Source organism: Williamsia sp. MIQD14 (assembly GCF_051025635.1).
Lineage (GTDB): Bacteria > Actinomycetota > Actinomycetes > Mycobacteriales > Mycobacteriaceae > Williamsia_A.
Window position 1 is genome coordinate 1,568,213 of the sequence record NZ_JBPFDG010000001.1, and the last position, 12,367, is coordinate 1,580,579.

At 67.9% G+C, this 12,367-nt stretch carries 12 protein-coding genes; 4 read left to right on the forward strand and 8 right to left on the reverse strand.

What is annotated here, in order from left to right; all coding sequences use genetic code 11:
• Nucleotides 1-32: 32 nt before the first annotated feature.
• A complete protein-coding gene (locus ACQ7HM_RS07015; RefSeq protein ID WP_434215481.1) occupies nt 33-512 on the forward strand; it encodes a cupin domain-containing protein in 480 nt (159 codons plus the stop codon).
• 42 nt (nt 513-554) lie between these two features.
• On the forward strand, nt 555-1,838 hold the full coding sequence (gene tgt, locus ACQ7HM_RS07020; RefSeq protein WP_434215482.1) for a tRNA guanosine(34) transglycosylase Tgt: 1,284 nt from the start codon (nt 555-557) through the stop codon (nt 1,836-1,838).
• Between the two features lie 136 nt (nt 1,839-1,974).
• Here tgt and ACQ7HM_RS07025 read toward each other — a convergent pair whose 3' ends face one another.
• The 4 genes from ACQ7HM_RS07025 to ACQ7HM_RS07040 form a co-directional block, all read right to left on the reverse strand.
• On the reverse strand, nt 1,975-2,694 hold the full coding sequence (locus tag ACQ7HM_RS07025) for an RDD family protein (protein WP_434215483.1): 720 nt from the start codon (nt 2,692-2,694) through the stop codon (nt 1,975-1,977).
• Nucleotides 2,695-2,825: 131 nt separating this feature from the next.
• The gene (gene gluQRS, locus ACQ7HM_RS07030; RefSeq protein ID WP_434215484.1) at nt 2,826-3,743 is read right to left on the reverse strand and encodes a tRNA glutamyl-Q(34) synthetase GluQRS; all 918 of its coding nucleotides are present in this window, start codon (nt 3,741-3,743) and stop codon (nt 2,826-2,828) included.
• A complete protein-coding gene (locus ACQ7HM_RS07035) occupies nt 3,740-4,165 on the reverse strand; it encodes an NUDIX hydrolase (protein WP_434215485.1) in 426 nt (141 codons plus the stop codon). Before ACQ7HM_RS07035 ends, gluQRS begins: the two co-directional genes overlap by 4 nt.
• Nucleotides 4,166-4,364: 199 nt before the next feature.
• Nucleotides 4,365-5,783 (reverse strand): DUF222 domain-containing protein, encoded by a 1,419-nt coding sequence (locus tag ACQ7HM_RS07040; protein WP_434215486.1) that lies wholly within the window; start codon nt 5,781-5,783, stop codon nt 4,365-4,367.
• A 377-nt stretch (nt 5,784-6,160) separates the two neighbouring features.
• Between ACQ7HM_RS07040 and ACQ7HM_RS07045 the strand changes: the two genes are divergently transcribed.
• Both ACQ7HM_RS07045 and ACQ7HM_RS07050 read left to right on the forward strand, forming a co-directional pair.
• Entirely contained in the window at nt 6,161-7,204 is a 1,044-nt protein-coding gene (locus ACQ7HM_RS07045) for an ATP-dependent DNA ligase (protein ID WP_434215487.1), read from the forward strand.
• Nucleotides 7,204-8,283: a DNA polymerase domain-containing protein gene (locus ACQ7HM_RS07050; protein ID WP_434215488.1), complete on the forward strand. Its 1,080-nt coding sequence runs from the start codon at nt 7,204-7,206 to the stop codon at nt 8,281-8,283. The genes ACQ7HM_RS07045 and ACQ7HM_RS07050 overlap by 1 nt, the downstream gene beginning before the upstream one ends.
• Before the next feature lie 48 nt (nt 8,284-8,331).
• Here ACQ7HM_RS07050 and ACQ7HM_RS07055 read toward each other — a convergent pair whose 3' ends face one another.
• The 4 genes from ACQ7HM_RS07055 to ACQ7HM_RS07070 all read right to left on the reverse strand — a co-directional run bounded on the left by ACQ7HM_RS07055 (nt 8,332) and on the right by ACQ7HM_RS07070 (nt 12,308).
• Entirely contained in the window at nt 8,332-8,928 is a 597-nt protein-coding gene (locus ACQ7HM_RS07055; protein WP_434215489.1) for an Rv1733c family protein, read from the reverse strand.
• A 134-nt stretch (nt 8,929-9,062) separates the two neighbouring features.
• On the reverse strand, nt 9,063-10,301 hold the full coding sequence (locus ACQ7HM_RS07060) for a nucleotide disphospho-sugar-binding domain-containing protein (RefSeq protein WP_434215490.1): 1,239 nt from the start codon (nt 10,299-10,301) through the stop codon (nt 9,063-9,065).
• A gap of 36 nt (nt 10,302-10,337) precedes the next feature.
• On the reverse strand, nt 10,338-11,372 hold the full coding sequence (locus ACQ7HM_RS07065) for an alpha/beta fold hydrolase (RefSeq protein WP_434215491.1): 1,035 nt from the start codon (nt 11,370-11,372) through the stop codon (nt 10,338-10,340).
• Between the two features lie 183 nt (nt 11,373-11,555).
• Entirely contained in the window at nt 11,556-12,308 is a 753-nt protein-coding gene (locus tag ACQ7HM_RS07070) for an isocitrate lyase/PEP mutase family protein (RefSeq protein ID WP_434215492.1), read from the reverse strand.
• Nucleotides 12,309-12,367 lie beyond the last annotated feature (59 nt).

The following is a 12,367-nucleotide window of genomic DNA, read 5'->3' on the forward strand; positions in this document are numbered from 1 at the left end:
GTTGTCGTTGCTGCGGCGTTTAGTCTGACCCGATGACAGTGACCCGCATCACATCTGCGTCCCGGCGACTCGCTCTGGCGGCTGCGGTCGCCCTGGTCGCGCTCGGTGTGCCCGTGACTACGGCGCACGCGACACCCAGCTCGGGCATCAGTGCGGTCGAACTCGCCCGCGCCGACATCCCTGCCGGGCTCCTGCCGTTCATCACAGGACCGGGGAAGGCGACGGTCCGCGAGATCACGATCGCCCCGGGCGGCACCACGGGGTGGCATTTCCACGACGGCCGACTCATCGGGATCGTGAAGCAGGGGACGCTCACCCACCCCGGCGCCGACTGCAAGCCGGTCGTCTACCGCCAGGGCCAGTTGATCGTCGAACCCGAGGGCGAGACGAACACCCACGTGGGTCGCAACCTCACCTCGTCGCCGGTGGTGCTCGACGTGCTCTACCTGCTGCCCGCGGGCAAGCCGTTCTTCGAGGACGCCCCCGCGCCGCCGTGTGACGCCCCGCGGTAGGAGGAGGTCTGAGATCTACGCGGTCTGGGATGATCGGGAGTCGTGACCGACCCCGACACCACCGACCACGCAGACACCCCCGCCACGACCCCCGACCACAGCTTCGCGTTCGGCACCGAGCTCGCCGGGACCCTGGGGCGCACGGGGGTCATCCGCACCCCGCACGGTGACATCCGTACGCCGGCGTTCATCCCGGTCGGCACCAAGGCGACGGTGAAGACCGTGGTGCCCGAGGCGGTGGCCGACCTCGGCGCGCAGGCGGTGCTGGCCAACGCCTACCACCTCTATCTGCAGCCCGGTCCCGAGATCGTCGACGCCGCAGGGGGACTGGGGCGGTTCATGAACTGGCCCGGGCCCACCTACACCGACAGCGGTGGCTTCCAGGTGATGTCGCTCGGGGTGGGGTTCAAGAAGGTCATCTCGATGGAGGTGCGCGAGACCGAGAACGACGACGTCATCGCGCCGGGCAAGGAGCGGCTGGCCCGTGTCGACGACGACGGCGTCACCTTCAAGTCCCACCTCGACGGCACGACCCACCGGTTCAGTCCGGAGGTGTCGATGCAGATCCAGCACCAGCTCGGTGCCGACATCATCTTCGCCTTCGACGAACTGACCACGTTGATGAACACGCGTGCGTATCAGGTGGATTCGCTCGAACGCACCCGGCTGTGGGCCATCCGGTGTCTCGACGAGCACAATCGCTTGACCCGCGAGCGTCACGACCGGCCGCTGCAGTCGCTGTGGGGTGTGGTGCAGGGCGCGCAGTACGAGGATCTGCGGCGTGCGGCCGCACGCGGACTGATGGAGGCGAGCCGCCGTGACCAGGATGCCGGCGGCCGCGGATTCGGTGGGTACGGCATCGGCGGGGCGCTCGAGAAGGAGAATCTCGGGCAGATCGTCGGATGGGTCAACGAGGAGCTCCCGAGGGATACGGCCAAGCACCTGTTGGGGATCAGCGAGCCCGACGACATCTTCACCGCCATCGAGAACGGCATCGACACCTTCGACTGCGTGTCCCCGTCGCGGGTGGCGCGCAACGGCGCGATCTACTCGTTCGATGGGCGCTACAACATCACCAACAGCCGGTTCCGCGCCGATTTCTCGCCCATGGAACCGGAGCTCGAGAACTACTCGACGCAGTACAGCCGCGCCTACATCCACCATCTCTTCAAGGCCAAGGAGGGACTGGCCGCGACCCTGTGCACCATCCACAACGAACACTTCATCGTGACGCTGGTGGACCGGGCGCGACAGGCCATCGAGGACGGCAACTACGCCGAGTACCGCGATGCGTTCCTCGCCCGCTACTACGCCGGCAGTCGGTGACCCGGGGCCTGGGCCCGGACCCGCGGGTTCTCGGAGACTGACGGGCACAACGGTTGTGCCCGTTCGGCTCCGCGGACGCAACACGCCCCGTACGTGGTCGATGTGACCACCTACGGGGCGTGAGGGGCGGAGAACGTCAGACGCGCACGACGCGGGTGCCGCCCGCGAACTTGTCGTGCAGGCCCTGCTTGTTGGGGTCGTTGCTGATGGTCACGCCGATCGCGATCACGATTCCGAGTGTCACCAGCCCGACGAGCGCGGGAAGGATGAACAGGAAATTGAGCAACGCTGTCAGCACGGACAGCAGCATCCAGATGTTGCGCTTGAACGCGACGTCCTGGGCGGGGATGTTGCCGTCGGGTCCGACGGTGCGCAGCTTCAGCAACTGCTTGCCGAGGGTCGCGCCCTTGCGGGACTCGAAGTACGTGAAGTAGATGATCGCAGCGAAGCTGAGGATCACCGACACGATGTAGTACGCGGCATTGCCGGCGGCCACGCCGACGATCGCCTCGATGATCGCGACCGGGATGGCGACGATGATGCCGTCGATGATGCGCGCGCCGAGTCGGACTCCGGCGCCCGCCGGCTGGCCCGACGTCGAGTAGATGCCCTGCTCGCCGTACTGCTGCTGGCCCACCGGCGGTGGCGGCGGGTACTGCCCGGGCGGCGGGTAGGAGCCCTGGGCTCCGCCCTTCGACAGGTCGGGGGCCGGGTACTGCGGCTGCCCGTACTGGGGTTGTCCGTACTGGGGCTGGCCGTACTGAGGTTGTCCGTACTGGGGTTGCCCGGGTTGGGGCTGCCCGTACTGGGGATCCTGACCCTCCGGATTCTGGCCCGGGTACTGGGGTCCGGTCATGTGACGTCCTCTCGTTTCGGCGCGTGCCGGGGGATGGTCCGCGTGGCCGCCAGTCTAAATCAGAACCAATCGGACACCGGTGGAATCACCGACGACGTGGGGGTTCGTGATCGCAGGTCGATGATCGGTGATCACCAGAGATCGTCGGGGTCGAGAATCCACGGTCCGTTCGGAAGGGCGGCGGGGTCGAATCGACGGAGAACGTCGGCGGCGGTGAGGTTTTCGCCAACTGTCCCGAGGCCGAGCGACGACGCCAGCAGCGACAGCAGACGTGTGTCGTCGACGCCGACCATGGCGAGGTCAGCACGCGTGACCGCGCCGTCGCGCTTGGCCAGTCGCACGCCGGAGGTGTTGAGCACCAGCGGCACGTGCGCGTACTGAGGGACGGGCACCCCGATCAACGTGGCCAGATACGCCTGGCGCGGGGCGGAGGTCAGCAGGTCGTCGGCGCGGACCACCTGGTCGACGCCTTCGGCGCCGTCGTCGATCACGACAGCGAGATTGTAGGCGGCGGTCCCGTCGCCGCGTCGGAGCACGAAGTCGTCCACGGCGCCGGAGAACTCGCCGCACAGGGTGTCGGTGATGGTGAAAGAGTGTGTGTCGCTCCGCAATCGGAGGGCGGGTTCGCGACCCGCGGCCCGTCGGGCCGCGCGTTGAGTGTTGTCGAGATCGCGGCAGGTTCCGGGATAGGAACCCGGCGGTGCATGGGGCGCGGTGGTCGCGGCGTGTATCTCGCGGCGGCTGCAGAAGCATTCGAAGGTCCGGCCGGCGGCGGTCAGGTCATCGATCACGGCGTCGTAGATGTGGGTGCGTCGAGATTGGACCGTCGGTTCGTCGTCCCATTCGATGCCGAGTGCGCGGAGGTCGTCGAGTTGGGTCTCGGCGACGCCGTCGCGGGAGCGGTCGTCGAGATCCTCGATGCGGAGGACGAAGCGGCGTTCGGTACTGCGCGCGAACAGCCACGCGAGGAGCGCTGTGCGGAGGTTGCCGATGTGGAGGTCGCCCGAGGGTGACGGCGCGTACCGGCCCGCACCGGGTGTCTGGATCATCGAGGTGTTTCCTGGATGTACTGGCCGAGTTCGGCGGGGACGAGTCGGGCGGTGGTGTCGGAGGGATGCCACCAGAATGCGATCTCGTGGGGTGCGTCGAGGACGGGGAACCGGTCGCGGTCGACGGGGGAGTCGTGGACGTCGGTGTCGAACGCGAACACGATCTCGTGGCCTGTCTCGCCGTCGGCGGTGAAGAGGTTCTCGAACACCCCCAGCAACGTCGCGGACGCGACGGTGATGCCCAGCTCCTCGGTGATCTCCCGGTCGAGTGCGGTACGCGCGGATTCACCGAACTCGATGCCTCCGCCGAGCGGGCGGACGCGCGGATCGTCGGTCCCGATGCCGTGGCCGGTGACGAGGAGGGCGCCGTCGACCGGTCGCCGGATCAGTGCCAGCACGATCGGCCGGATCGAGTTTGCCATGCACCCGAGCCTAACCGCGGCTGTCGGTACGGCTGAGGTGTGGAAAGCCGGTACGGCTGAGTGTGTGGAAAGCCGGTCCTGCTGAGTGTGTGGAAAGCCAAGCCGAGTGTGCTGAGCACTCCACGCGAGCCGACAATCAGACAACGCACACTCGGCGACGACTTTCCGCACAGTCAGCGGCGGTATAAGGCAACCACCACTACGCCGCCGGATAAAGCGGATGCCGAGGCCACGCAATATCGAACCGCCAACTCGACGCAGGGTCGGCGTCAGGCAGGTTCCGGTATCGCTCGAAGATTTCGTCGATCCGGTGTAGCTGGTTGGCGCGCAGAGCATCGGGTGGGTCGGTGTTGCGTCGCCAGCCGTAGCGGCCTTTGTCGGGGCCGTCGGTGATCTTCTCGGTGGTCCACTGGTGCGGTTCGGTGCCGACGGCCCGGTTGTGGCGTCCGCAGGCCGGTGCCAGATCGGCGGCGTCGGTGAGTCCGCCGTCGGCCCAATCTCGTTCGGCATGGTGCATTTCGGTGTGCGCGAACGGGACGTGGCAGGTGTCTTTGCTGCAGCCCCGATACTTTGCGAAAGCCATCAAGCGTTGTGCCTGTGAGGCGAGGCGGCGGGACCGGCCGAAGAACAGCGGCTCGTTGGTGACGTCGCTGAACACGGCGAGGTGTGTCCGGGCGTTCGCGGCCAGTGTCACCACGTCCGAGATCGGTAGGTCGCTGCCGGTGGCGGTGCGTGCGACGCCGGCGTGTTCACGTAATTGGGCGTCGGTGATGGACACGATGATCTGCGGCGGCAGTCCGCGATGCGACTGACCGAGCAGTCCGCCGTTGACCGCGGCGTCGAGCAGGGCTTTCAGGGCATCGTGGTTGCGCTGGGACTGCGAGCGGCAATCACGGTCAGCCGCTTCACGCAGCAGGTCGGTGTTGATCTCGCTTCCATCGCCTGTGGGTGACTGGTCGTCGTCGGGGTTGTTCATTCCCGGTGCCGCCCACTTGGCGAGCACCACATCGAACAGCGCTCGCGTGATCGGATCCAACGTGGCGGTCAACTTCGACATCAGCTGCGAGTCCTGGCAGCCGAGGTTCAGTTTCCGGTTCCGTGCGCGATCTCGATCGTCGGTCAACCGGCCGTCGGGATCGAGGTGAGCGAGGATCCGCACGCCCGCGGCGGCGATCTCTTTCGGCGTCAGTGTGGTCGCGAACTCGGCCAGGGTCTGCTCGGCGAAGGCGCGGTGCTCGGGCTCGACCGCGGTGGGGATCTTGGCCATCACGTCCAACACTGCGTGGACGTGGTCGGGGCCGATCGTTCCGGCGGCGAGTTCGCGGGCGGTGTTCGGGCATACCGGCGGTAGCTTCTCGCCGGTCATCGCATGCATCGACTCGAGTGCCTGCACTTCTTTGAGACGCTTCTTCGGTTGCGTGACGCGCAGTTTCGTCTGTAGGAACTCGGTCAGGGTCACGCACCCGACGGCGCGGTACGCGTCGCGGTCGGAGACCTCGAGGATGCGCTGATTGCCGGCGGCTTCCAATTGGCGGGTGATGCGTTCGTTGCGGATGGCGAGATCCGCGACCTCCTCGTCAGTGCACGAGGTGGAGTCGGCAGAAAGGATTCTGCTCACAATCTGTTCCAGGGCAGCGTAATCCGATTCGATGTCATTCATCGTCCTGCCCCCTCCCCAGGTGGTTCTGTACATCCAGGTCAGCACGGATGTTCGAAGGTTGGGAGGTTGTTTTCAGTGAATAGCGTTGAACGCTGGTGCATTTCGGGTTCTGGTTGCGGTTTACTACCGCTGACGGTGCGGAAGCCGGTCGTCGAGTGTGCGTTGTCTCGCTGCCGGGTCACGCCAGGTGGTGAGCACACTCGACGAGCGTTTCCACACAGTCAGCACAACCAGCACAACCTCGCCCGGCCGTTTCCGCACAGTCAGCACAACTGGACCCGTCGGTTTGCGGGGCTTCTGCGGCGGTGGGGTGGGGTTGGTGAGACCATGGCGGGGTGGACCTCCCCGTCATGCCACCTGTCGCGCCGATGCTCGCCAAGGCGGTCACCGCGGTGCCCGCCCAGCCCGACGACGGCGTCGCCTGGTCGCACGAGCCGAAGTGGGACGGGTTCCGGGCGCTGATCTTTCGCGACGGTGACGAGGTCGTGATGGGGTCGCGGAGCGGCAAGGATCTGGCCCGCTACTTCCCCGAACTCGTCGAGGCGGCACGAGCGGAGCTGCCCGATCGTGTGGTGGTCGACGGCGAGATCGGCGTGCAGGCCGAGATCGGCGGCGTCCGCCGCCTCGACTGGGATTCGCTCAGCCAACGCATCCACCCCGCCGACTCGCGGGTGCAGATGCTGGCCGAGAGCACGCCGGCCATGTTCATCGGTTTCGACGCCCTCGCCCTCGGCGATCGCGACCTCACCGGCGAACCCTTCCGTGTGCGCCGCGATGCGCTCACCGAGGCGATCGGAGGTACCGGTTTCCTACGGGTGAGTCGCGTGACCACCGACTCGCAGACCGCCATCGACTGGTTCAGCGCCTTCGAGGGCGCCGGACTCGACGGCGTCGTGAGCAAGCGCATCGAGGGCGCCTACATCGGCGGTAAACGAGAGATGCTGAAGGTCAAGCACAAACGCACCGCCGACTGCGTGGTGATCGGCTACCGGGTGCACAAGAGCGGCACCGGTGTCGGGTCGATGCTGCTCGGCCTCTACCGGGACGGGCAGCTGCGCAGCGTCGGCGGATCGAGTGCTTTCACCGACGCCAAGCGCATCGAGTTGCAGCAGCAGTTCGAACCCATGCGTCTCGATCCCGACCACACCGCCGCGGGCGAGCCCAACCGGTGGAACTCCGCCGGCACCGGCGAGTGGATCCCGATCCGTCCCGAGCTGGTGGTCGAGGTCGGCTACGACCAGATGGAGAAGGAGCGGTTCCGGCACACGGTGAAGTTCCAACGGTGGCGCCCCGACCGTGATCCCGAGAGCTGCGGCTACGACCAGCTCGAGGTCCCGCTCACCTACGACCTGCACGATGTGCTGGAAGGGTGCGACTGATGGCGAAGACTCCGGCGGCGATGGTGGCGGTGGGCGACCGGGAGGTCCGCGTCTCGAGTCCCGACCGCGTCGTCTACGAGGCGACCGACCGGACACCCGACATCACCAAACTCGAGGTGTGTGAGTACTTCGCGACCGTCGGCGACGTCCTCATGGCGGCGATCGGCGAGCGGCCCACCGCCATGGAGCGGTGGCCCGATGGATGGCGCGAGGGCATGCGCCTGGCCACCGGACCGCAGGACCGCGAGGGCGACGGCTTCTACCAGAAGCGACTTCCCAAGGGAGCGCCCGATTTCGTCGACACCGTGTCGATCGCCTTCCCGAGCGGACGTAAGGCCGACGAGCTGTGCCCGACCGAGCCCGCGTCGATGGTGTGGGCCGCCCAGATGGGTGCACTGACGTTCCATCCCTGGCCGGTGCGGCGGCCCGACGTCGATCACCCCGATGAACTCCGCATCGATCTCGATCCGCAGCCCGGAACGTCGTTCTCCGATGCGCAGCGGGTCGCCGGTGTGTTGAGAGAGCTGTTGGCCGAGCACGGTCTGCGGGGCTTCCCCAAGACGAGCGGCAACCGGGGTGTCCACATCTACGTGCGTATCGAGCCGCGTTGGACCTTCGACGAGGTCCGTCACGCCGCGATCGGACTCGGTCGGGAACTCGAACGTCGCGACGACGGCGTGACGACCGCATGGTGGAAGGAGGAACGGGGCACCCGCCTGTTCCTCGACTACAACCAGAACCTCCGTGACCGGACCATCGCCAGCGCGTGGAGTCTGCGCGCGCAGCCCGGGGCACCGGTGAGCACACCGGTCACCTGGGAGCGGCTCGCCGAGGTCACCGATCCGAGGGACTTCAACCTGACGACCATCCCCGATTACCTCGCCGACGGTGATCCATGGGCCGACATCGACGCGCAGGCCCACTCGATCGAACCGCTTCTCGAGCTGTGGGAGACGTTGCCCGGCGGCGAACTCAACTTCCCGCCGGACTACCCCAAACAGAAGGGTGAGCCCCCGCGGGTGCAGCCGAGCAAGAAGGTGGAGTCGCACTGGGACTCCGACGGCAACAGGGTCGAATGAGCTGAGCTGATCGCGGGCGGCGCTCACGGCTGCCGCGCGGCAGGTCGATCACTCCGGGGCGAAGAACTCCCGGATCGCCTTGTCCCACATGATGTCGCGTTTGCGATCACAGTGGGTGCGGATCCAGTTCTGCAGGGCCAGCAGCGTGGCGATCACCAGGCCGATGAGCACGATCACCACCGCGACCGCGGTCACGCCGGCGTCGGCACGCAACGGTATCGGCGGAGTGGGGCGGCCGTCCTGATCGACGGTGAGCAGCAGCGAGCTGCCCGCAGCGGTACCGGGCGGGACGGAGATGACGCCGGATTTGGCGGCGCCCTTGTAGGTCCAGTGCGCGGGCACCTTGTTCGACTCGTCGGACCCGATGGTCGAGGTGATCGGGGTGACGGCCGCCGACCCGAGGTCGGTCGTCGCGCTCACGGTGTCGATGCGCTTCTGCGGCGGATCATCGGAGTGGGAACTCCAGATGAGGATGCCGGGCACGATCGCCAGCGGCAGCAGGATCATGCCCACGAGTACCAGCAGCCGGTGCATGCGACGTTCGGTGATGTCGATCTCGCGTTCGAGCGGGTTCGCGCCACGGTGGTGTCGGGCGTTTGCGCGGCGCATCGCACGCCGGGCGTCGGATCGCCGCTCACCGGACATCGGCCGCTCCTGGGTCGGGATCGTGTGGTCGTGGGGGATACACGCCTGCGCCCGCCGGGAGATTCCGGGCGGCCACAACCGCAGTTGCCGTTCACAGCATATTCGACGCTGTGGTCCCTGCGGATGTGGTGCGCTCAGATCGGGTCGAATCCTTTGGTACCACCTCCTGCCCCGTTGACCAGGATCTTCTCCATGTAGGCCGCTGCGCGCTCGGCAGAGCCCTCGGCCGGTACGAGATCGGCGACACATCGGGCCCGATCGCTCCGGTCGAGGGCGGTCGACACCGCGGTCCGCAGCGACGTCGCGGTCATGCGGCGGGGGTCGAGGCGGACCCCGCATCCCGCGGCGGCGACGCGGGCGGCGATGTCGCGCTGATCGCGCCCGAACGGCACCACGACCATCGGGATCCCGCGTGCCAGGGCCTTGTGCGTGATGCCCATCCCGCCGTGGCTGATCACCACCGACGTCCGCGCGAGCACCTGCTCGTGCGGCAGGAATCGTGCGACGGTGGAGTCGCGGCCGGCGACGAACCGGTCGGGATCGAGCGCGCCCGTGGTGACCACGGCGTGGAGGCCGGTCCCGGCCAGCGCCTCGAGCGCGGTCGCGGCGAGCGTTTCGTCGGCCTGCAGTTCGGTGGAACAGGTGACCAGGGCGATGGGCGCGGTGATCGCGTCGATCCGGGGATCCCGATCGCCGGGCGGGGCCCACAGCGACGGTCCGACCATCTCGACCGTGGGCGGCCAGTCGGTGCGTGCCCGCTCCAGCGGTGCGCCGCACAAGCTCAGCAGCAGTGGTGCCCGCCGCAGCACCTCGTCGCAGTGGCGTAGCGGCGACAGCCCGTACCGGGTGCGGGCGCGGTTGAACTTCCGCAGGAACGTGAGATCCCAGAGGCTCTGCGCAGCATGGGCGATGGCGGTGTCACGCATGTGGGCGAGACGGCCCTCGCGGGGTGTGAGTCCGAGGCCGATCGGAGGTCCGTCGGTGCTGAACAGGGGAAGGAAGGTGGCGCTGAAGATCGCCCACGGCAGACCGGACGCCTCGGCCGCGCACTGCGCGCCGGTGGCGACCACATCGGTGAGGATCATGTCCGGGCGGTGGTCGGCGATCACCGACGTGAGGTGTGCGAACTCGGCGTCGATGCGGCCCAGTAGTCGGTCGGTGAGCGCCCCCGGCGTTCGTGTGCCGTCGCCCCGCCAGTCACCGGGCAGCGCGGCATCGATCTCGGCAGGCAGCGGCGAGGCCGACAATCCCAGCCCCCGCAGCATCGCGACCTCGTCAGCGAGGGTGATGACGCGGATGTCGTGGCCGCGGTCACACAGCTCCAGCAGTGTCTCGACGATCGGATACATCACTCCGCGCGCGGGTGAGGTCATGACCAGGATGCGGGACACGGTGTCTCCGATCGACGTTCAGCGTGCGCAGGACAGGGAACGTGCCGCGGCGGTGCGGACGGACAGGGTCAGAGCGGGGTCGGTGAGCACGGTGGGAGCATCGCCGACGAAGTCGGGACAGCGGGTGCTGTCGCCCGTCACGAACTCCAGGAACGCGAGCTGGATGCGCGTCAGCGGATAGTCCGAGACGGGATCGATCGCGACGAGGTGCTGGTTCCCGCGGGCGACGACAAACCACGTCGGGGCGGCGAGACGGTCGATGAGGAGGGGACGCAGCACCTCGGGTCGCGCGGTCCGGTCCTCGGAACCGGAGGTGACGAGGGTGGGGACGTGGAATCGTCCGACCACGGTGTAGATGTCGGGAGCGACCGCGAGCACACCGACCACCCGGACACCGGCGGGGACGGTGAGCGGGATGCGGTCGGTGATCGCCGTCGGCGGCGGCGCGGCGACGAGGCTCGCGGCCTCGAGTGCCTTGGCGGCGCCGGCGGAATGCCCCGCGAGGACGACTCGACCCGTGTCGATGCGCCCGTGCGCGGGCGAGGTCGGATCGGCGTCGGCGGCGACGGCGCGACGGATGCCGGCGAACGTGCTCTCCGGTGCGATCTCGCGGGCGTCGTATGCGACGGCGACGACGAACCCGTGACTTGCCCAGTGGGTCACCGTGCGGACGAAGTAGCCGGGGTTGGCACCGCTCCCGGCAACGAACACGATGAGCGGGCGAGCGCCGGGAGCGCCTTCGGGGAGGTAGAGATCGACCCCGCGGTCGGGTCCGCGGCCGATGGGGGCGGCGTCGGTGCACAGCAGCGGTGAACGCGCACCCTGCTCGCGAACACTCCTGATCTGCTCGGCCGCTCCCGGGCCGCGACACGGCGACACCGGCGCGGACGCGGTCACGCGGTACGGGCCGGGGACGTCGAGGTCGGGTACCGCACCGACGGACGGCGCCGGTGTCGCGACGTCGGGTGCAGCGCTGCCCGACGCGGTCGTCGCGGAGGACGCCACGACAGCGGCAACGAGCGTGATGATGACGATGACAGCTTTTCTGAACACACGAATCCCCGAGATTCTTTGCTGAACTGAAGAGCTACTTTCGCGAGAGGTTACGGCTCTCCACTCGCGCGGGGGATGTTGGGCGTCGTGAAATACATGTCAGAAAAGCCACACTGTGCTGACGAGCAGGGTCGGCGAGCGCGTGGTAACTCGCCCGCCGACCCCACCCTCACGCGTCGGATCTCACTTCCAGCGCGCGAGGATCTCGTTCGACCGCTCGGCGAGCACCATCTGCCAGATCGGACCGAAGCTGACCCGTCCCACACCGAGACCGGCCAGCGTCGCCTTGTCGCTGTTGACCGGGTGGCCGATGGCGTTGACGGGGAGCGGCAGCTCCGAGGTGAGGCGCTTCTGTACGTCATCGCTGTGGAAGCCGACCGGGTACAGCACGTCGGCGCCTGCCTCGGCCGCGAGCTTCAGGCGGGCGATCGCGCGATCGACACGGTCGGACTCGTCGCCGACCTCCTTCAGGAACAGATCGGTGCGGGCGTTGACCACGACGTGGACGTCGGTGGCGTCGGACGCGGCACGCAGCGCTCCGACGAAGTCTGCGTGCTCCTGCGCCTCGCGTAGCCGGCCACCCTCGCTGTGCACGGTGTCCTCGATGTTGAGGCCCACGGCCCCGGCGTCGATCAGGCCCTCGATCAGGCGCTGGGGGTCCTCGCCGTAGCCGGACTCGATGTCGACCGAGATCGGCACGTCGACCGCGGCGGTGATCTGCTTGATGCGGGTCAGCACCTCGTCGAAGGTGAGCCCCTCGTTGTCGGACTTGCCGATCGAGTCGGAGATCGGATGGCTGCCCACGGTGAGGGCGGTGAAGCCCGCGGCGACGGCGAGGTTCGCCGACCAGGCGTCCCACACGGTCGGGAGGATCACCGGGTCACCGGGCTTGTGCAGTTCGAGAAGGGTCGTGGCCTTGCTGCTCAGGTTCGTCATGCCAGCGTCAACGTCGTCGGTCGGAGTCTATTTCCGTCCGTCCCACATCCTGAGAACGT

Bases quoted from the DNA above. Each gene is read 5' to 3' on its own strand.
- ACQ7HM_RS07015 (WP_434215481.1), top strand. From the start codon at position 33: ATGACAGTGACCCGCATCACATCTGCGTCCCGGCGACTCGCTCTGGCG.
- ACQ7HM_RS07025 (WP_434215483.1), bottom strand. From the start codon at position 2,694: ATGACCGGACCCCAGTACCCGGGCCAGAATCCGGAGGGTCAGGATCCC.
- ACQ7HM_RS07060 (WP_434215490.1), bottom strand. From the start codon at position 10,301: ATGACCTCACCCGCGCGCGGAGTGATGTATCCGATCGTCGAGACACTG.
- gluQRS (WP_434215484.1), bottom strand. From the start codon at position 3,743: ATGATCCAGACACCCGGTGCGGGCCGGTACGCGCCGTCACCCTCGGGC.
- ACQ7HM_RS07070 (WP_434215492.1), bottom strand. From the start codon at position 12,308: ATGACGAACCTGAGCAGCAAGGCCACGACCCTTCTCGAACTGCACAAG.
- ACQ7HM_RS07035 (WP_434215485.1), bottom strand. From the start codon at position 4,165: ATGGCAAACTCGATCCGGCCGATCGTGCTGGCACTGATCCGGCGACCG.
- ACQ7HM_RS07055 (WP_434215489.1), bottom strand. From the start codon at position 8,928: ATGTCCGGTGAGCGGCGATCCGACGCCCGGCGTGCGATGCGCCGCGCA.
- ACQ7HM_RS07050 (WP_434215488.1), top strand. From the start codon at position 7,204: ATGGCGAAGACTCCGGCGGCGATGGTGGCGGTGGGCGACCGGGAGGTC.